The organism is Desulfitibacter sp. BRH_c19, assembly GCA_001515945.1.
In the GTDB taxonomy this organism is placed as follows: Bacteria; Bacillota; DSM-16504; order Desulfitibacterales; family Desulfitibacteraceae; genus Desulfitibacter.
In genome coordinates, this window is record LOER01000034.1 from 1 (window position 1) to 19,672 (window position 19,672).

Consider the following 19,672-nt stretch of genomic DNA (forward strand, 5'->3'; position numbering starts at 1 on the left):
AAGCGAAAGCCGGAGCCGCAAATCATCGTGTTAGGCAGAGTTGCCGTTCAGTACAACAAATACTTCATTCACCTGGTGCCCGAATTTTTTTGTCAATCTAGACTTGCCTAGATTAGACTTTATTATTTTCTTTATATCAGGATCATTTTTCTGAGCCCACTCCTTCATAAGATCAAAACCTTCAGTAGGTAGTTTTGCAACAAATACACTTATTGCGTACTCAAGTCCTTTCCTTAATACACGAAATTCTTCAGTCTTTCGAATTTCTCTCCCCAAGTTAATTATGTCTTTCAAAATTCTTTCCGTAATTTTAAAGCAGAATAGTACATTATCTTTTTCATTCAAAACAGGAGGGTGTGCTAGGGCCGCTATAATTGCTCTTTTTTCTAAAATAGAAGCGTCATCATCAATCCACTTATTAAAGATTAATTCTGCTTGTCTAAAATCATTCTCTTCAATCCATTGAAGACCTATAGCTACAGCTTCCCTAACTCGCCATCTTGAATCATTTGCTGCAGCCTGCAATAGTTCAATAATTTTTTCTTTCTTTTCAAAATCGGCACATTTAAATATAGCTCCCAGAGCTTGTACAGCACAAAAAGGGATGAATTCTTGAGGGCTATCTGATGGAGTATCTTCAGATGCTACTCCTGCCCATTCATTTAAAGTTAGCCATAATTTATCATCAATGTATTGCATTTCTTTTAAGCTATCGGCAAATGCATAAGCTAACTCCAAATTACCTCTTGCCCCTGGTAAGTTGGAATTAAAAATTAATATGTCTTTCAGTTCTCTAAAAGCACTCTCACTCTTAATTATTAACGGTTTCAATTGTATTCCATATTCTTCACGTTTGCTCATTTTTGACTCCTATGACCTCAAAAAATTTCACCCAGGCAATTTTTGCCTAACGTGGCGCGGGTTTGCGAAGTTGCTTTGGAGGACAAGTGGTTTTCTTGTCCGGAAAAGCAATTTTGCAAACCTGCTGATAAATTCACCAATTAAGGTTACTTTTTCTACATGATTATCCAAAATCCTCTAATAAAAGTAAATGCTTCTGATCTTACTCTTTGGGAGATATTTAATTTAGAACAGCGTGAAGGAAAAGATATGAAATGGTTTCATGGTAGGAAGTACTTAGTGGATGATAGCAGATATATTTCTTACCAGGGATTTTGATATTTTCGATAAAATTGCCCTATTCCATGATTTGGATTGTAAAGCAATACGCCGATTAATCCTCCAAAAATAGCCATAGATATGGACACCTCAATAAGGTGTGCTATTCTTACCACACTAGGCATTAGCGGATTGGATAGCATTAACTGGGTTGTGGGTAGCAAGCCGAGCAATAAAATTAGTATCACTACAACTTTCCACTTATCCTCTCTCAACATCAAAACTATAGGTATCGCAAAGAGAATCCATAATGCTCCTCTAATAAATTGAAAAAGAAAGATTTCTGGGTTTGTATTTAAAACATGTAACAAGTGATTCCAAATCCCCGTAATATCTGTACTTCCAGAGTAAAACTGACGGACTTCTGGGTACTGCCATGCTATAAAATAACCAAATATAAAGTATATGACTACATAAACACCAGAAAGCAAGAGCCATTTCCAAGCCCAGCTCTTAAATACAATTATAGTTCTATTATAGAATTGAATATCTCCCAATTTTGGTTTTGTTTTTCCTAATAGCCAAACTAGAAAGGGTACAAAAAGAACAGCAGTAATAAAACCCCTTAGCACAAGCATTATAAAATCTGAATTATTTAATAATGGAAATGCTTCAATAAAAAAGTAAGTTTCTATCTGAGTCATAAAAGTTTGCAAGCCAAAGAAAACAATAATCATAGAACCAATTAGCTTTAACCCGCTCCACTTAGAGTAGATTGTTAGAAGAGAAAGCACCAGAGTGTTTATGGATAAGAATAGTATAAACATTAAAGATGTAGCTTGTGCTTCACTAGGAGAAATAGTTAAGTGAGGAGAAAGTGGGAATATAATCGCTGGAATAGTAAAACAGACACCATATATAAGGGTTAATAGTACTATTTTACTTACGGAAACAATAGCTTTTTTCATATTCTCTTTCCTCCCAGAATGATTTTTCATTTTTACCGCTTTTTCTGGCAACTATGTTATATTTCTACATAAATAACTACAATCCTCTAAAAAGAAAGAATAATCAATCAAATCAATTAATTCTTTTAACATACGTAAGGCTCTTCAGTTATAACCGAAGAGCCTTACATCCTATATCCTTTCGAAAATGCATATCTGCAAAATTGACTTTCTTTATTGATTCATATACATTTTTTATTGCCTCATCAAGGTTATCACCCTTTGAAGTCACTCCTAAGACACGACCTCCAGAAGTTACTAACTGGTTATTTTTGCTTATAATTGTCCCTGCATGAAATATCTTTGTAAACTCGGGAATCTCACCAATGGCAATTGGCTTACCCTTCTCATAGTCATTAGGGTATCCCCCTGAGGCAGCAACAACGCATACAGCATAGCCTTGATGCCATTTAAGAATATCTTTATCTAATGTACCATTTATAACAGAGCTACAAACCTCTACAAGATCACTTTCTAGCAGAAGGAGAATAGGTTGTGTTTCTGGATCTCCAAATCGCACGTTGAATTCCAGGACCTTAGGTCCTTTTTTAGTAATCATTAGCCCCGCATATAGTACTCCTTTAAAAAGCCTGCCTTCATTTTTCATTCCTTCTACTGTAGGTTTTAGTATGTTTTGCTGTACCCATTCAAGCATAGCAGCATCACATATTGGAGCAGGAGCATACGCTCCCATACCACCCGTATTTGGCCCCTGATCATTATCAAATACTCTTTTATGATCTTGGGCTGGAAGCATGGGTACAACAGTTTTTCCGTCAGTTAACGCAAGCAAGCTAACCTCTTCTCCATCTAAAAATTCTTCTACTACAATCTGTTGCCCCGCATCTCCAAACCTTCTGTCTTCCATTATCTCATCTACAGCCCTGATAGCTTCATCTTCTGTTATGGCAACAACAACACCTTTGCCTGCTGCAAGTCCATCTGCTTTTACCACACATGGAGCACCTATTTTCTTTATATATTCCTTTGCCTCAATTGCAGATACAAATTTCATATACTCCGCTGTAGGTATGGCATATTTTTTCATAAAATCTTTAGCAAAGGCTTTGCTTCCTTCTAGTTCTGCAGCCTTTTTTGATGGTCCAAAAATAGCTAGTCCTGCTTCTTCAAAGGCATCTACTATACCTTCTGTCAGGGGAACTTCAGGCCCAACTATGGTTAACTCAATCTTGTTATTTTTGGCAAAATCTATTAGAGCATTAAAATCTAAGACATCAATATCGATACATTTGGCTAAATTTAAAATGCCACCATTACCTGGAACACAGTATATTTCATCCACACCTGAACTTTCCGATAGCTTCCAAACTAATGCGTGCTCTCTACCTCCGCCTCCGATGACCAATACATTCATTTACCAGTTGCCTCCTTAATGCTTAAAATGTCTCATGCCTGTAAACACCATAGCAATTCCAAGCTCATCACACTTTTTTATGACTTCTTGATCCTTTAATGAGCCTCCAGGCTGAATTATAGCAGATATTCCATGACTTGCAGCTAATTCTACTGTATCAGCAAAGGGTAAGAAAGCATCAGAAGCAAGCACCCCGCCCTTAGCATTTTCTCGTGCCTGTTCTAAAGCAATTTTTGCCGAGCCTACTCTATTCATCTGACCAGCACCAATACCTAATGTTACACCATCCTTGGCTATTACTATTGCATTTGATTTAACCCATTTAGCTACCCTATTGGCAAATAGCAGATTACTCTTCTGTTCATTGCTTAGTTGATTTTTTGTAACTACCTCAAAAGAATATTCAATAACCTTTTTATCATAATCTTGGACTAATAAACTATCACCCATTGATTTGATTTCCAACTCAGCTTTCGCTAGTGCTTTTAAAGGAAGTAGTCTTAGATTAGGTTTTGAATTAAGTATCTGTAGACTTTCTTCAGAAAAACCTGGTGCAGCTATTACTTCGTAAAACATTTTTACAAGTTCCTTTGCTATCTCAGCATCAATCTCCCTATTAAAAGCGACTATTCCACCAAAGGCCGAAATAGGATCACATTCTAAGGCTTTTTTATAACACGCGATCAAATTATCACCTATGGCTACTCCACATGGATTATTATGTTTAACTATAACGGCTGCTGGTGTATCCAATTCTTCAACTAAACCCCAGGCAGCAAAAGTATCTAAATAATTATTATATGAAAGGGGTTTGCCCTGGATAGGTTCAATATTTGCAAGGCTTTTTCCCTGTTTCTTCAAGCTATATATGTATGCTTTTTGATGTGGATTTTCTCCATATCTCAAGGTTTTACCTTTAGTTCCGCAAATTAGAATATCTTCAGTTAAAGGTTTTTCTTCATTTCCCTCTAGACTACCTAAATAATTAGTAATCATGCTGTCATATCTAGCAGTATGGGCAAAAGCTTCTGTAGCTAATTGTTTGCGAAACTCAAAACTGGATTTGCCTTTTTCTTTTAACATATCTATCAGATCAGTATACCTATTTGGATTAACAACAATTGTAACGCGATGGAAGTTTTTCGCTGATGCCCTGACCATAGTTGGACCACCGATATCAATATTTTCTAATGCCTCATCAAGGGTTGCTCCAGGTTTGCTGATTGTATCCTCAAATGGATATAGGTTTACTACTACTAGATCTATTGGTTCAATGTCATGCTGTTTTAATTGTTGAAAATGTTCCGAAGTTCCCTTAGCTAAGATACCTCCATGGATTTTGGGATGTAGTGTTTTTACACGGCCTTCTAAAATCTCAGGAAAACCTGTAATTTCACTTACTTTAAGTGCATTAATTCCTTTATCTTGAAGCAGCTTAAAGGTACCGCCCGTAGAAATAATTTCATATCCTAGTTCTACTAATTCATGGGCAAATTCAACTATTCCTTTTTTATCATAGACACTTATTAAAGTCCTAGGCATCCTTTTCACCTCATCCTTCCTGAAAAATTTTTCTACCTACAATACTATGACAAGAAAATGATCATATAAAGCGACCCATAATTAATTATTGTGCAATTGTTAGTTTATGAAGGAAAAAAACGTAATGATTTGCATTGTTTGTTTTAAGATTTAATTGCCAGGGGAGCGGAGTTATGACATTTTCTTTCTCAATTCTATTTTATCCGTACCTTTCTGCCTTCTTTAACTATCCTCTCTTCACTAAAAAACTGAATAACCCTTGGATAGAGTAAATGTTCTTCAACCAAAATCCTGTCTGTTAGACCTTCTAGAGTATCATCCGCTAGAATAGGTATTAACTGTTGAGCAATAATGGGACCTGTATCCATACCTGAGTCTACAAAATGAACAGTACATCCTGTATATTTAACTCCGTATTCAAATGCCTGTTTTTGAGCATTTTGCCCTGGAAATGCTGGTAGTAAAGAGGGGTGGATATTGATAACTTTATCCGGAAAATTTTCTAAAAACTTTTGACTTAAAATTCTCATCCAACCGGCTAAGATTACCATGTCCGCTCCTTGCTGCCTTATCTTTTGTGCGAGCTCATGATCATATTCTTCTCGGTCTGAGTATTTTTTTGGATTCAGAAAAAGGTTTGGTATCTTATTAGTACCTGCTCTATTTAATGCAAAAGCATCTTGCTTATCACTTACTACCAAAACAATGGATGCATTTAGAGTTCTTTCCTCTATTGCTGCAATTATGGATTGGAGATTACTTCCTCTTCCAGAAGCAAGTACAGCTATTTTTATAGGCCTGGACATTTTACTTCTCCCTTACCTGATGTTACTTTACCTATAACTTTTAATGTAGCATCTTCCTGATCTATCAACCTAGTTGCTTCTTCTTTCTCCATGACAAGACAAAAACCGATACCCATATTAAATGTCTTAAACATCTCAGCCTTATCTACATTTCCTAAGTCCTGGAGGATACTAAAGATAGTTGGTATTTCCCATGATGTTATATCTAATCTAATATCCACATTATTGGGAAGGCATCTGTTTAAGTTTTCCAAAAGTCCTCCTCCTGTGATATGGGCCATCCCCTTAATATTGTACTTATCTAACAAGGGTAATACTTGTTTAACATAAATTTTAGTGGGTTCCAAAAGTGCTTCTCCCCAAGTCTTACCCAAATCATCATTGATTCTTTTAAATGGAATATTATACTTTTCAAGTATTTTCCTAGCCAATGAAAAACCGTTTGAATGAAGTCCAGAAGAATTGATGCCGATTACCACATCACCAGGTTTTATGGTTGAACCATCTATAATCTTATCTCTTTCTACTATCCCAACGGCAAAACCAGCCATATCATACTCATCTTTATGATAAAATCCAGGCATCTCGGCTGTTTCCCCACCCAATAGAGAACATCCTGCTTCCTTACAACCCTGAACTACTCCGGAAACTATGCCCTTTACTTTTACTGGTTCAAGGTTTTCGACAGCCAAATAGTCTAGAAAAAACAAAGGTTCTCCGCCAGTAACCAAAATATCATTAACACACATTCCAACCAGATCAATTCCAACTGTATGATGCATATCCATTTCTATAGCAACCTTAAGTTTTGTTCCTACTCCATCTGTTCCAGATACAAGAACTGGTTGTCGATATCTAGTTAGGTCTAGAGCAAACATCCCAGCAAACCCTCCTAAAGGGGATAGTACTTCAGGACGATAAGTGCTCTCTACCTCTGACTTAATTAATTTTACTGCCTCATTACCAGCTTCAATATCCACTCCTGCTTGTTTGTAATCCAAGCCTTTTTTCATGAATGAATTCCCCCTATACAATCAGGAATTTCTACAGGATATTTTCCATTAAAACATGCCTGGCAAAACTTATCTTCTTCAAGTGCCTCTAACAAACCTGGTAGACTTAAATATTTTAAAGAATCTGCCCCTATATGATTTCTTATTTCTTCAACTTCATTCTGAGCAGCAATCAGTTCTTCGCGACTAACAATATCAATTCCATAATAGCAGGGGTGTAGTACAGGTGGGGAGCTTATTACTAGATGCACTTTTTTTGCTCCTGCTTTTTTCAAAAGACTTATAAGCTTTCTGCTGGTAGTACCTCTAACAATAGAATCATCTACCAAAATAATGTCCTTTCCTTCGATGACTGGTCGTATTGGATTCAACTTTAACCTTACACTTAATTCTCTTAATTCTTGAGAAGGCTGTATGAAGGTTCTACCCACATATCTGTTTTTCATTAAGCCTTCAGCTAATGGGATTCCAGAGCCTTCGGCATATCCAAAGGCTGCTACTATACCAGAATCAGGAACAGGACAAACTAAATCTGCCTCAATATTGTTCTCTTTGGCCAAAATATTCCCCATTCTCTTGCGTATGAGATTGACGGATTTTCCATCTATTATTGAATCAGGCCTTGCAATATATATATATTCAAAAGAACAAAGTGCCCCTTTGCTTCTAGTAGGTACTTTGATACTTTTATAACCATTTTCATCAATTACAATTATTTCCCCTGGTTCAACATCTCTGATAAATTCAGCTCCTACAACATCAAGAGCACATGATTCCGATGCTAGAATATATCCATCCTTTCCTAAACGACCTAGACACAAGGGTCTAATTCCAAAGGGGTCCCTAACTCCTACTAGCTTGTTTTCTGTCATTACTATCAAGGCATAGGCTCCCTTTAAATCTATCATACACTTCATCAAGGCTTCTTCTATAGGATTTTGGCTATACCTTGCAATTAGATTTACAAAAACTTCAGTATCACTAGTTGTTTGGAATACTGATCCTGTTGTTTGAAGATTGTTTCTCCAGTGATTAGCATTTGTTAGGTTTCCGTTGTGGACCAATGCCAACTGTCCTTGAAGGTAATGAAATAATAAGGGTTGAGCATTTAAAATATTACTCTCACCTGTTGTAGAATATCTCACATGACCAATAGCCATTTTGCCAGAATACCTGGCCAATATTTCCTCATCAAAGACCTCAGAAACTAAACCCATGTTCTTATACAATTGAATTTTTTCACCATCGGAAACTGCTATCCCAGCACTTTCCTGCCCTCTATGCTGTAGTGAATAAAGACCGTAATAGGTTAAAGCAGAAACATCGGTATCAGGAGAGTAGATAGCAAAAACACCACATTCATCCTTTGGCTTGTCAGATAAAACTAATTCATTCGGCATGGTATCTCCTCCTGCCAGGTTTTATTTATTTCCTGTATGGTCAGGTCAATAACTGTACCCTGCTCTTCAACTGTAATGATAAACCTATCTCCTTTAACTTCTCCTAGTATTGTAAATGGTACATTATATTTTTTGCACATATTTTCAACTTCATGAATCTTGTCAGTATCCATACTCGCTATAATTCTAGACTGATCCTCTCCAAATAGAAGTGCATCTAATCTTTCAGCATATTTAGGTAGAGTTACATTAATGCCAAGACTGCCAGTTATCGCTGACTCAGCTAGTGCTACAGCCAAGCCACCTTCAGAGCAGTCATGGGCTGAAAGGAGTAATTTTTGAGTTGCTGCCTCCAAAACAACTTTCTGAAGATTGCCTTCAGTCTCTAAGTCTAATCTTGGTGGATTTCCAGCTGTTAAACCATAATTTGTATAGAGATACTCACTTCCCCCTAGTTCTCCTTTGGTTTCACCAAACAGAACTATTTTAGAACCTTCTTTTTTAAAGCTCTGGCTTAATCTAGTCTCTATATTTTCCAGGAGACCAATCATTCCCACTACAGGAGTTGGATGTACAGCACCCTGAGGAGACTCATTGTATAGACTAACGTTTCCTCCTGTTACAGGTGTATTAAAATGCTCACATGCTTCAGCCATTCCATCAATAGATCTGCTTAACTGCCAGAAGACTTCCTCCTTTTCAGGGTTTCCAAAATTCAAGCAATTAGTTATAGCCAAAGGCAAGGCTCCTGAGCAAACTACATTACGGGCAGCTTCGGCAACTGCAATTTTTGCACCTTCATATGGATCAAGATAACAATATCTTCCATTGCAATCAGTAGATAGTGCTATTCCTTTATTTGTATCCTTAACTCTTATTACTGCAGCATCAGAACCAGGGTAGACTACAGTATTATTTCCAACACCATGGTCATACTGCTCATATACCCATTTTTTACTAGCAATTGTTGGTGATGAAAGGAGACTTTTAAAAACTTTATTGTAATCTTCGGGTTGGGGAACGGTATCTAAATTGAGTTTAAGCCTTTCATCTCTATCTGGGGTTTTAACTGGATAATGGTAAACAGGACTTTCCTCAACTAATGCTGTTACAGGAATTTCTGCTGCAACACTTTCTCCATCTTTGATCCTTAAGACAGGTTTTTCTATAACTGTTCCTACTTTGACTGCATTTAGTCCCCACTTCTCAAAGATTTCCCGTACCCTTTTTTCGCTTCCCTTTTTGGGAACTAAAAGCATTCTCTCCTGGGATTCCGATAACATGATCTCATAAGGTGTCATGCTTTCTTCTCTAACCGGCACTAAAGATGTATCTATCTCTAAGCCTGTACCTGCTCTAGAAGCCATTTCAGATGAAGAGCTAGTCAATCCAGCTGCCCCCATATCCTGCATCCCGACAACAATGTCCTCTTCAATAATTTCTAGGCAGGCTTCTAAAAGGAGTTTTTCCATAAATGGATCTCCCACCTGAACAGATGGTCGACTCTCTTCGCTGTCTTCTGTTAGTTCTGCAGATGCAAAGGTTGCACCATGGATACCATCTCTCCCTGTTCTCGCACCAACAACCATTACCGGATTTCCTATTCCTTCTGCAAGTCCCTTTTTAAGTTTATTTGCCTCAATAAGGCCAACACACATGGCATTAACAAGGGGGTTACCTTCGTAGGATTTATCAAAAAACACTTCTCCTCCCACAGTAGGTATTCCCATACAGTTTCCATACCAACTAATTCCAGATACTACCCCAGAAAATAGATATTTCGTCCTGTTATTTTCAAGATCACCAAAACGCAGGGAATTTAATAAGGCTACTGGCCTGGCACCCATTGTAAAGACGTCTCTAACGATACCACCCACTCCTGTGGCAGCACCCTGAAGGGGTTCTACTGCGGAAGGGTGATTATGACTCTCTATCTTAAAAACAACAGCCTGTCCATCACCAATGTCAACTACCCCTGCATTTTCTCCAGGGCCCTCGATCACCTGCTTACCCTTTGTTGGAAACTTTTTCAGAAGAGGTTTAGAAGTCTTGTAGCTGCAATGTTCTGACCACATAACTGCAAATATGCCAACTTCAACAAAATTTGGATCTCTCCCGAGCAGTTCCTTAACCCTTGTATACTCATCATCTCTTAGTCCCATACTTCTCCATACAGAAGGTTCCATTGTTAACTCCTCCCCTGCCACCAATTAATTATGGATTGAAAGATTTTTATACCATCTTCGTTACCTAAAATGCTTTCTGAACATCTCTCGGGATGAGGCATCATTCCCAACACGTTACCTTCTTTGTTGATAATTCCAGCAATATTATTAATAGATCCATTAGGGTTTGCAGCATCTGTTAGCTTTCCGTCTGACGTACAATAGCGAAAAATAATCTGGTTATTTTGCTCTAGCTCTTCCAACTCATCCGAGGTCACATAATAGTTTCCTTCTCCATGTGCTATTGGCACTTTAAAAATGTCACCTGGAGACATGGTATTACTAAAGGGTGTATTAGTATTTTCCACCTTTAGATATACAGGTTTACATATGAACTTTAAATCCTTATTTATTCTTAAGACTCCTGGTAATAATCCAGCCTCAGTCAGAACCTGAAAACCATTGCAAATTCCTAGAACTAATCCACCCTTTGAAGCATACTCCAAAACTCCATCCATTACCGGAGAGAAGCGGGCAATGGAACCAGTTCTAAGATAGTCCCCGTACGAAAAACCTCCTGGAAGCACTACACAGTCCAGATTTTTAGGAAAAGTGTCTTTATGCCAGATGAAGCTTGTTTCTTGTTTTACAACTTCATCAAGCACATTCTTTACATCTGCATCACAATTTGAGCCTGGAAAAACTACTATCCCAAATTTCATGAATTAAACCTCCATAATTTCAAAACTGTATTCTTCAATCACAGGATTTGCAAGAAGCTTTCTACACATTTGTTCTAAGTCAGCCTCTATCTTTTCTTTGGAATCTCCATTCAGTTTTATTTCGAAAACCTTACCCACTCTAACATCCTGTATTCCTTCAAAATCCATAGATGTTAAGGCACCTTGTATTGTACTTCCTTGAGGATCTAGCACTCCCTTTTTCAAAGCAACATACACCTTAGCTAGATACATTTATGCTAACCTCCTTAGTCTTTCTAAAACTTCCTGATAAGCATCAGTAACTTCTCCAAGGTCTTTTCGAAATCTATCCTTATCTAAAACCTTCTTTGTGTCAGCATCCCAAAATCTGCATGTGTCTGGTGATATTTCATCACCCAAATATATAATTCCATCTTGTACTCCAAACTCTAATTTAAAGTCCACTAGTATCAATTTTGCTTTAGATGTGATGTCTTTTAGTATTTCGTTAATCTTTAGGGTCATCTCTCTTATTTCACTTAACTGATCTCCTGTGGCTAGTTTTAAAGCTATGACATGATCATCATTAATAAATGGATCACCTAATTCATCTGACTTTAAACACAGTTCTAAAATTGGTTTTTCAAAGGGCAACCCTGATTCTACCCCTAATCTTTTAGAAATGCTGCCTGCGGCAATATTTCTAATTATTACTTCAACCGGTAGAATTTTAAGACTGTTAACTAGCATTTCCCTATCAGATATTAGCTCTTGATAATGATTTCTAATTCCCTTTTTTTGAAGCTTTTCAAAGAAAATGGCGGATATTTGGCAATTGTAATACCCTTTATCCTGAATGGTTCCCTTTTTCTGCCCATTAAATGCAGTTGCATCATCATGAAATTCCATTATCGCTACAGTCGGATCATCCGTATAATATAAAGATTTTGCTTTGCCCCTATATATCTCATCCTTTTTGGTTACCATTGATAATACCCTCCTAGTTAAAGTCAGAATCCAGAAGTCAGATGTCAGAAAACATCACCTAAACCCTGCTTATTTATTTAACTCCCAGTTACACTAAGAGTTTTACTTTATCCCTACACGATTAAAAATATAGTCTACATTTTTCAAATGATACTCATAGTTAAATATTTCTTCTATATCTTCTTGAGATAGCTTACTCATAATATCTCCATCCTTTAATACTAGTTCCTTTAAAGGTACCTTGCTTTCCCATGTTTCCATAGAATTTTTCTGTACCCATGCATAGGCAGTTTCCCTCATTACTCCTTTATTTACTAATGCCAATAGAACTCTCTGGGAAAATACAAGTCCAAAAGTTTTGTTAAGGTTAGCTTCCATATTATCTTTTTTAATGACTAGGTTCTTAACCACAGTTATGAACTTATCCAGCATATAGTAAACAAGCAGGGTAGAGTCAGGAATTATTACACGTTCCACAGATGAATGGGTTAGATCTCTTTCATGCCATAAAGCGACATTTTCTAAAGCAGCTGATGCATTGCTTCTAACAACTCTAGATAATCCAGAAACCCTTTCACTTAAAATAGGGTTTTTCTTATGTGGCATTGCAGAAGAACCCTTTTGACCCTTGGCAAAGCTTTCCTCTACCTCATGTATTTCTGTTCTTTGCAGGTTTCTAACTTCTAACGCAAATTTATCTAATGAGCTAGCAGTAACAGCCAGTTGAGTCATGTAGCTTGCATGAATATCTCTTTGGATGATCTGTGTGGAAATTGGTGCTGGTTTTAGTCCTAGCTTTTCACATACATACTCTTCAACATAAGGGTCAATATTGGCAAATGTGCCTACAGCTCCAGATATATTGCCAACTGAAACCTCTTCCTTAACTGCTTGTAACCTTTTTATGTTTCTATATATCTCATCGTACCAAAGTGCCATTTTTAAACCGAACGTAACTGGTTCAGCATGAATTCCATGACTTCTGCCAACCATTAAAGTATATTTATGTTCAATTGCTTTACTCTTTATTTCACCGACCAAAATATCTAACTTACTTAATATTAGCTCCAAGGCCTCCTTCATTTGTATTGCCAAAGCTGTATCTAAAATATCAGATGAGGTCATTCCCAAATGGATGTATTTTGAAGCATCTCCAACATTTTCAGCAACATTAGTCAGAAAGGCTAAAACATCATGCCTAGTAGTTTCTTCTATTTCTTTAACCCTGTTAATATCAAAATCGGCTTTTTCTTGAATATCCTTTAAAGCCCAATCTGGAATTAAATCTAACTTAGCCATAGCTTCGCAGGCAAAAACTTCTATTTCCAGCATCTTTCTGAGTTTATTTTCTTCAGTCCAGATTGATTTCATTTCAGGTAGACTATATTTTTCTATCAAGTTTATACCACCCTTTCGTATTTTCTTTTAATAATTATCTATACCAATCCTAGACAAGTTAATATCCTTTTCTTCTACCTCTTTAGCCATATTTATCCTGTATTCCTTCAATTTTAGTGCTAAATCATCATACTTTAGTGCTAATATTTGTACAGCAAAAAGGGCGGCATTTTTCGTTCCATCTATGGCCATGGTAGCAACAGGTATTCCACCAGGCATTTGGACAATTGAGTAAAGAGCATCTACACCTTTAAGGGGTCCACCACTAATTGGAACTCCTATCACTGGTAAGATGGTAAAGCTTGCTATAACCCCTGGTAAATGCGCCGCTAAACCAGCTCCAGCTATTATAACCTCAACACCACTTTCCGAAGCCTTTTTTGCATACTCGGCAGTTCGCTCTGGTACACGGTGAGCTGAAGAAATAGCTATCTCAAAATCAACTCCAAAATTTCGTAGAACATCTACAGCTTTTTTCATTATTGGTAAATCTGAATCACTACCCACAATAATCATAACCTTCTTGGCCATTTTACTCCCCCTCTTATAATTAAGTAGTTAACTATATTTTGTTCCTTATTTAGATTTATACTCTTTGTATCTATAAGTGAAAATAATAAAACCCAGGCAAGGGAAGTTTCTGCGTTAAACCTCCCCGTCTGGGTTTTTATCCCTTCGGTGTAGCACACAAAGGTGCCTGTACCACTCGGACCTGACCAACAATATATACCTTGCGGAACCCTAGGTACACTTTCTTGCAGTAATAAGTTATTTATTTAACTACATAGTAACAAATGCAAGTTATACTGTCAATAAAAAATCCGAACATTATTTAAGTTTTTATCATAAATGTTCGGATTTGCTATTTGAATTTAAGATCTACTCACCTTTACAGATGCATCCTTGGGTAAAGCTAAGTTCTCCTCTACTTCCACAGCTTTAAGAATTCCAGATGGCACTAAACAAGCAGGATGGGGTAGATGCTTACTAGCTAGTTCATAAGTTAGTGTTGATGTAGCTCTTTTAAAAGCCTCACTAAATGCACCTACTTCAGTTAATTCTTCAGCCAGTTTTTTGACATTTGGACAATCTGTTTCAAAAACTAGTTTTATTTTTCCCGCTTCATCTTTTGCAGTTACCTTTGTATTGAATCCACAAATACCACCAAAAATTTCACTAATTGCCATGTTTCTTACCCCCTATATGATTAGTTACTCCATTATAACACTAAATTGACCTTTCAATTGTTAAGTTTTTTCAAAGAAAAACCTCACTCCGTTTTTAGTTGAAGTGAGGAACATGCTAATATAAAAACCTGTCTATTTTTTCTCAACCACTTCTATAAGTTTAGCCATATTTCCCAAGTCATAGCTTTCCGCAAAGTTAATTTGGTAGTCATCAATTACAATAGTCGCTGTGCCTTTACTACCAGGCTTTCCAAAAGCTTCTTTAGCTTCATCTTGATTAGAAAAACTAAACCAAATGTACCTTTCATCTTGCTCTAGTTGGGGTAAAACTGCTAATGAGTCTTCATTTACTACAAAAACCACTATGTTACCTAGTGTTTCGTGGTTGTCATAATGTACATACTGACCACTAATCGTAGTAGCACCAGATAGGTTAATCAAAGCCTGAAAGTTAGCAGGATCACTATCTAAATGAATTATTGAAGTAATAGTCATGTCACCTACGATGTCACCTAATTGAGCTTCTTTGGCATTAAAGAAGTGTTCGATTTTTTCTAAGTAAGGCTTAGGCTGGTCTTGGCCCTCTTTGTTATCATTGCTATTAGTACCTTCCTGTTTACTGGAACCTCTATTTAAGTCTTCAATATTGGCCTTATCTAGGTCTAATTGACTTTCTGGAGCACCACACCCACTAACTACTAAAAAAATTGCTGCTATTATTACAATTAATACTTTTTTCAAAAAAAACACTCCTTCTGTAACTTGAAATTTAAGCATGTTAAAATTGTAACATTATTACTTCAGTAATACTAATGTAATTATTGCCACATAACCAAGTACAGGTAAGGAGGATGCGCTTTTTTATTCCCACTCGATGGTCCCAGGGGGTTTAGAGGTGATGTCATAACATACCCTGTTCACATAATCTACTTCATTGACTATTCTGTTGGAGATTTTCTCCATTAAATCATATGGTAATCTTGCCCAGTCAGCAGTCATAGCATCATCACTTGTAACTGCCCTAAGAATAATTGGATAAGCATATGTTCTACTGTCTCCCATAACTCCTACACTCTTAATAGATGGAAGCACAGCAAATGACTGCCAAATTTCTTTTTCTAAACCTGCGTTTCGGATTTCATCTCGGACAATAAAGTCAGCATTTCGTAATATATCTAGTTTGTCAGCTGTAATGTCACCAAGAATTCTAATAGCTAGTCCCGGTCCTGGGAAAGGCTGTCTCCATACAATTTCCGTTGGCAAGCCTATTTCCTCTCCCACCTTTCTTACCTCATCCTTGAATAAGAAATAGAGTGGTTCTATTAACTCAAATTGTATATCCTCAGGAAGTCCACCTACATTGTGGTGACTCTTGATAGTTTCAGCCGTATCTGTACCACTTTCTATAACATCTGGGTATATTGTTCCCTGAACAAGGAAACTGAAATCCCCAAGTTTCTCAGCCTCTTCTTCAAAAACACGGATGAATTCCTCGCCAATAATCTTTCTTTTAGTTTCGGGATCAGTAACATCCTTTAATCTACTCAGGAATCTATCCACTGCATCTACAACAACTAGGTTTAGCCCAAAGGTTCTTTTAAAGGTTTCTTCTACCTGTTCAGGCTCTCCTTTTCTTAAGAGGCCATGATTTACAAAAACACAAGTAAGCTGTTCACCAACAGCCTTATGAACAATAAGAGCAGCAACTGCTGAATCAACACCACCACTTAAAGCACACAATACCTTCCTATCGCCAACCAGCTCTTTTATCTTAGTTACTTCAGTTTCGATGTATGATTTCATAGTCCATTGTTTTTCACATTTACAAATTTTAAAGAGAAAATTCTCAAGTATTGTATTACCTTTAGGTGTATGCTTAACCTCAGGGTGAAACTGCACGCCCCATAGTTTTTTTTCCAAGTTTACTATAGTAGCTATTGGTGCATGGTTTGTCCCGGCCACTACTTCAAAGTCTTCAGGTTGTTTACTTATATAATCCCCATGGCTCATCCAAATCTGTTCATGACCACCACTAATTCCTTCTAGTAAATCCGATGTCTGAAGTATATTCAAGAGAGCCTTTCCATATTCTCTACTTTTACAAGGCTCAACTTTTCCTCCTAACTGATGAGTCATCATTTGCATTCCATAACAAATACCCAGTATAGGTATATTGCTTTCATAGTATTTCATGTCTATACTAGGAGAATTTTCTGCATATACACTAGCTGGGCCCCCACTAAATATAATACCCTTAGGATTCCTCTTAATTATTTCTTCATAGGAAATAGTGTATGGAAACATCTCGCAAAACACACCCAACTCCCTTATTCTACGTGTAATTAATTGACTGTACTGTCCACCAAAGTCAAGTACGATTACTTCATCTACTTTATCAATCATATTCAGCCTCCTATTTCTTATTTTCCATATACTTCTGGCTCAAGAACAGCTACGTATGGTAGGTGTCGATAATCCTCAGCATAATCCAATCCATATCCTACCACAAAAGCATCAGGTATTGCAACGCCACTAAAGTCAACTTTTACATCTACTTTTCTACGGTCAGGTTTATCTAAAAATGAACACGTTTTTATGCTAGCTGGTCCTCTAGCATTTAAAATCCCAATCAGGTATTTTAAGGTTAAGCCAGTATCAACGATATCCTCAACTATCAAGAGATGTCTGCCTTCCACACTAGATTCTAGGTCTTTAAGTATTTGCACAGCTCCAGAACTCTCTGTTAAGTCTCCATAGCTTGATACAGCCATAAAGTCCAATTTTAAAGGAACTTTAATTTCCCGAATTAAATCCGAACAGAAAATAACTGCTCCTTTTAATATACAAATAACCATTATTTCTTTGCCTTCATAGGTACTTGTAACCTCTTTTCCTAGTTTTGCAACCACTCTCTTAATGTCATCTTCACTTACTAATATTTGCTTTATATCTTTTTCCATATACAGCTCTCCCTCTATAAAATACTTGTAGGTCTTTGTAATGTATTGCGTGAAAGTGAATCATTACTATTTAACAATAGTTTCTAGCTGGTAAATGAAAAATATTCTAGTAATAGAAAACAGCATGATTTTTGGACAAAATTCCATAAAGCATATACTTCTCTCAAATAAAAAAAAATCCTTCTTCAGAAAGGAATTTCCGAGGAAGAATTTACATCTTTGTATTATTCTGTAGAAGGAGCTTCAATTTTAACATTTTTATTAAAATCATAAAGGACTAATTGCATATGTAATCCATTTTGAGGATTATCTTTATGATTCGCAAATATCTCTGCTTTAAAAACCCGTTTTGTCCTTCTATCAATCCAAACTTTATATTTAAAATCATTCCAATAAGTAGTCAACATTTTGTTTGTAACTACCGGACTATATTCTATAACAACTGCGGTAACACTGTCTTTCTCAACTCCAAGATAATAAATATTATTTAATGTTTCATACTCTAAACTAGCTATGGGATTGACTTCTATCATAAACAAGTCTTGCTGAAAAATATCACCACCATGATTAACCATCCAACGACCTGATACACTATCCCTCATGTAAACTTTATTTTCAACATAAATTACATCTACTTCTTGGCCAGCTATTTCTCCTTCTAGTTGAAACTCTTCTCCTTGTCTTTCTCCTTTAACCTTGCTTAAAAGCCGATCCTGATCATTTACGTTTAGCTCTAGCGCAACATGGTAGCGATAACTATCTACAGATGTGGTTTTTTCTATAGCTTGTGGAAGTAATTCCTCTGGAATCACTCTGTTTACCCATGCATAATACAGGTAACCTGACATAGCCAAAATGATAACTAGGATTAAAATTATTAAAGTCTTCCAATTGAATTTATAGTTTATTGCCAACCTCCCACTTCCTTCCTTACTTTCCGCCTTTTAACTGCCTAACTTGGCGAAGTCTATATTACTTCAATTGTACTTATAAGGAGGGTGGATTATGACAGAAATTTTTCGATAATAAGTTCACATTTTTAAATATTTACTAATTGATAAACTATTTTCACCTTTTCTACTGGTAAGTTATCATCTAATATACCAGCAGATGTTCCAAATATGAATGGATCACATCTTTTGCCTATGTCGACAATTTGCTTCACTTTTTTGACTAATTCTTCACCATCATATTCATAAAAATTCTTTAGGTCAAAGCCGCCCAACAGACATATCTCAGGGCCAACAGCTTCACGTACTTTTCTAATATCCATGTTTGAGTCTTCTTCAATGGAATGGATACCGGAAATACCCGTTTTTGCAATATCAGGTAATACATCTGTTAGGTTACCGTCACTATGAAAAACTACTGGTTTGCTCGTATTGCCTGCAATCTCTTCAATCCTCGGGAAAAACATATTTCTTAGTATCTTTGGAGAAACTATTAAGCCTTTTGAGTATGCAATATCCTCTCCTATAATTATGCCATCAGCACCATTTTCTAGTGCACTATTAACTAATCTTATTATTTCCTTAGTAAGTACCTCTACCCCTTGCTGCATGAGATCTTTTTTTAGCATTATATCCATTAAAAATTGATTATAGTCTAGTAAACTGCTTAACGTTTGAAATGGACCGTCTATTAGAGCAAATATGAAAAGATCAGTTTCTTTTTTCCAACGAGAAAGACGTTCATAATTAAAATGATCCACTTTAAGATTAGTGCATAAGTCTTCAATACTAGCATATACAGGCCTTTCATAGCCTCTTTGCCCAAAATCTAATCTTCCCCAATGGTCTCTTCCATCGAGCTTTTTATCAACACCTTGCGCTATATAATCCATCCCCAGGGTTTTAACAGCATCTTTTTTGGCCTGCCACTTATCTACATTACTGGCTAACTGCAAAGTTAATCCTTTTTCCAGAAAGAATTCACCTTTAGCCATAATATCAACTTTTTCTCCAGAAAGCTTTTTGGAAATTAATTCTCGAGAATTCATTTTAGACCCCTTT

Annotated in this window: 19 protein-coding genes; all 19 read right to left on the bottom strand. The window is 36.6% G+C overall.

Translation table 11 applies throughout. The features are described from left to right. Window positions 1-30: 30 nt before the first annotated feature. Window positions 31-861 (bottom strand): hypothetical protein, encoded by an 831-nt coding sequence (locus tag APF76_05765; protein ID KUO49970.1) that lies wholly within the window; start codon window positions 859-861, stop codon window positions 31-33. A gap of 302 nt (window positions 862-1,163) precedes the next feature. Beyond that, window positions 1,164-2,087, bottom strand: a complete 924-nt coding sequence (locus APF76_05770) for a hypothetical protein (protein ID KUO49971.1) — start codon at window positions 2,085-2,087, stop codon at window positions 1,164-1,166. A 148-nt stretch (window positions 2,088-2,235) separates the two neighbouring features. Continuing rightward, window positions 2,236-3,501: a phosphoribosylamine--glycine ligase gene (locus APF76_05775; GenBank protein ID KUO49972.1), complete on the bottom strand. Its 1,266-nt coding sequence runs from the start codon at window positions 3,499-3,501 to the stop codon at window positions 2,236-2,238. 15 nt (window positions 3,502-3,516) lie between these two features. Next, entirely contained in the window at window positions 3,517-5,043 is a 1,527-nt protein-coding gene (gene purH / locus APF76_05780) for a bifunctional phosphoribosylaminoimidazolecarboxamide formyltransferase/inosine monophosphate cyclohydrolase (protein ID KUO49973.1), read from the bottom strand. A 194-nt stretch (window positions 5,044-5,237) separates the two neighbouring features. Further along, window positions 5,238-5,849 (bottom strand): phosphoribosylglycinamide formyltransferase, encoded by a 612-nt coding sequence (locus tag APF76_05785; protein ID KUO49974.1) that lies wholly within the window; start codon window positions 5,847-5,849, stop codon window positions 5,238-5,240. Then, a complete protein-coding gene (locus APF76_05790) occupies window positions 5,834-6,862 on the bottom strand; it encodes a phosphoribosylaminoimidazole synthetase (GenBank protein ID KUO49975.1) in 1,029 nt (342 codons plus the stop codon). Before APF76_05790 ends, APF76_05785 begins: the two co-directional genes overlap by 16 nt. Then, entirely contained in the window at window positions 6,859-8,262 is a 1,404-nt protein-coding gene (locus tag APF76_05795; GenBank protein KUO49976.1) for an amidophosphoribosyltransferase, read from the bottom strand. Before APF76_05795 ends, APF76_05790 begins: the two co-directional genes overlap by 4 nt. Beyond that, a complete protein-coding gene (locus APF76_05800; protein KUO49977.1) occupies window positions 8,247-10,448 on the bottom strand; it encodes a phosphoribosylformylglycinamidine synthase in 2,202 nt (733 codons plus the stop codon). The genes APF76_05795 and APF76_05800 overlap by 16 nt, the downstream gene beginning before the upstream one ends. A gap of 2 nt (window positions 10,449-10,450) precedes the next feature. Then, the gene (locus tag APF76_05805) at window positions 10,451-11,149 is read right to left on the bottom strand and encodes a phosphoribosylformylglycinamidine synthase (GenBank protein ID KUO49978.1); all 699 of its coding nucleotides are present in this window, start codon (window positions 11,147-11,149) and stop codon (window positions 10,451-10,453) included. A 3-nt stretch (window positions 11,150-11,152) separates the two neighbouring features. Next, a complete protein-coding gene (locus tag APF76_05810; protein KUO49979.1) occupies window positions 11,153-11,401 on the bottom strand; it encodes a phosphoribosylformylglycinamidine synthase in 249 nt (82 codons plus the stop codon). Next, the gene (locus APF76_05815; protein KUO49980.1) at window positions 11,402-12,115 is read right to left on the bottom strand and encodes a phosphoribosylaminoimidazolesuccinocarboxamide synthase; all 714 of its coding nucleotides are present in this window, start codon (window positions 12,113-12,115) and stop codon (window positions 11,402-11,404) included. A 102-nt stretch (window positions 12,116-12,217) separates the two neighbouring features. Continuing rightward, complete coding sequence (locus tag APF76_05820; protein ID KUO49981.1) at window positions 12,218-13,513, bottom strand: adenylosuccinate lyase; 1,296 nt, start codon at window positions 13,511-13,513, stop codon at window positions 12,218-12,220. Window positions 13,514-13,540: 27 nt separating this feature from the next. Further along, the gene (locus APF76_05825; protein KUO49982.1) at window positions 13,541-14,044 is read right to left on the bottom strand and encodes a N5-carboxyaminoimidazole ribonucleotide mutase; all 504 of its coding nucleotides are present in this window, start codon (window positions 14,042-14,044) and stop codon (window positions 13,541-13,543) included. Between the two features lie 341 nt (window positions 14,045-14,385). Continuing rightward, entirely contained in the window at window positions 14,386-14,700 is a 315-nt protein-coding gene (locus APF76_05830; protein ID KUO49983.1) for a hypothetical protein, read from the bottom strand. Between the two features lie 132 nt (window positions 14,701-14,832). Beyond that, window positions 14,833-15,441: a hypothetical protein gene (locus tag APF76_05835; protein KUO49984.1), complete on the bottom strand. Its 609-nt coding sequence runs from the start codon at window positions 15,439-15,441 to the stop codon at window positions 14,833-14,835. Between the two features lie 120 nt (window positions 15,442-15,561). Beyond that, window positions 15,562-17,103: a GMP synthetase gene (gene guaA / locus APF76_05840; protein KUO49985.1), complete on the bottom strand. Its 1,542-nt coding sequence runs from the start codon at window positions 17,101-17,103 to the stop codon at window positions 15,562-15,564. Between the two features lie 17 nt (window positions 17,104-17,120). After that, window positions 17,121-17,660: a hypoxanthine phosphoribosyltransferase gene (locus tag APF76_05845; protein ID KUO49986.1), complete on the bottom strand. Its 540-nt coding sequence runs from the start codon at window positions 17,658-17,660 to the stop codon at window positions 17,121-17,123. A gap of 224 nt (window positions 17,661-17,884) precedes the next feature. Continuing rightward, the gene (locus tag APF76_05850; GenBank protein KUO49987.1) at window positions 17,885-18,574 is read right to left on the bottom strand and encodes a hypothetical protein; all 690 of its coding nucleotides are present in this window, start codon (window positions 18,572-18,574) and stop codon (window positions 17,885-17,887) included. Between the two features lie 125 nt (window positions 18,575-18,699). After that, window positions 18,700-19,659: a hypothetical protein gene (locus APF76_05855; protein KUO49988.1), complete on the bottom strand. Its 960-nt coding sequence runs from the start codon at window positions 19,657-19,659 to the stop codon at window positions 18,700-18,702. Between the last annotated feature and the right edge of the window lie 13 nt (window positions 19,660-19,672).

Excerpts from the sequence above, each read along its gene's own strand:
- APF76_05765 (KUO49970.1), bottom strand. The coding sequence starts at position 861 with ATGAGCAAACGTGAAGAATATGGAATACAATTGAAACCGTTAATAATT.
- APF76_05785 (KUO49974.1), bottom strand. The coding sequence starts at position 5,849 with ATGTCCAGGCCTATAAAAATAGCTGTACTTGCTTCTGGAAGAGGAAGT.
- guaA (KUO49985.1), bottom strand. The coding sequence starts at position 17,103 with ATGATTGATAAAGTAGATGAAGTAATCGTACTTGACTTTGGTGGACAG.
- APF76_05845 (KUO49986.1), bottom strand. The coding sequence starts at position 17,660 with ATGGAAAAAGATATAAAGCAAATATTAGTAAGTGAAGATGACATTAAG.
- APF76_05790 (KUO49975.1), bottom strand. The coding sequence starts at position 6,862 with ATGAAAAAAGGCTTGGATTACAAACAAGCAGGAGTGGATATTGAAGCT.
- APF76_05795 (KUO49976.1), bottom strand. The coding sequence starts at position 8,262 with ATGCCGAATGAATTAGTTTTATCTGACAAGCCAAAGGATGAATGTGGT.
- APF76_05775 (KUO49972.1), bottom strand. The coding sequence starts at position 3,501 with ATGAATGTATTGGTCATCGGAGGCGGAGGTAGAGAGCACGCATTAGTT.
- APF76_05805 (KUO49978.1), bottom strand. The coding sequence starts at position 11,149 with ATGAAATTTGGGATAGTAGTTTTTCCAGGCTCAAATTGTGATGCAGAT.
- APF76_05830 (KUO49983.1), bottom strand. The coding sequence starts at position 14,700 with ATGGCAATTAGTGAAATTTTTGGTGGTATTTGTGGATTCAATACAAAG.
- APF76_05825 (KUO49982.1), bottom strand. The coding sequence starts at position 14,044 with ATGGCCAAGAAGGTTATGATTATTGTGGGTAGTGATTCAGATTTACCA.
- purH (KUO49973.1), bottom strand. The coding sequence starts at position 5,043 with ATGCCTAGGACTTTAATAAGTGTCTATGATAAAAAAGGAATAGTTGAA.
- APF76_05855 (KUO49988.1), bottom strand. The coding sequence starts at position 19,659 with ATGAATTCTCGAGAATTAATTTCCAAAAAGCTTTCTGGAGAAAAAGTT.
- APF76_05810 (KUO49979.1), bottom strand. The coding sequence starts at position 11,401 with ATGTATCTAGCTAAGGTGTATGTTGCTTTGAAAAAGGGAGTGCTAGAT.
- APF76_05800 (KUO49977.1), bottom strand. The coding sequence starts at position 10,448 with ATGGAACCTTCTGTATGGAGAAGTATGGGACTAAGAGATGATGAGTAT.
- APF76_05815 (KUO49980.1), bottom strand. The coding sequence starts at position 12,115 with ATGGTAACCAAAAAGGATGAGATATATAGGGGCAAAGCAAAATCTTTA.
- APF76_05770 (KUO49971.1), bottom strand. The coding sequence starts at position 2,087 with ATGAAAAAAGCTATTGTTTCCGTAAGTAAAATAGTACTATTAACCCTT.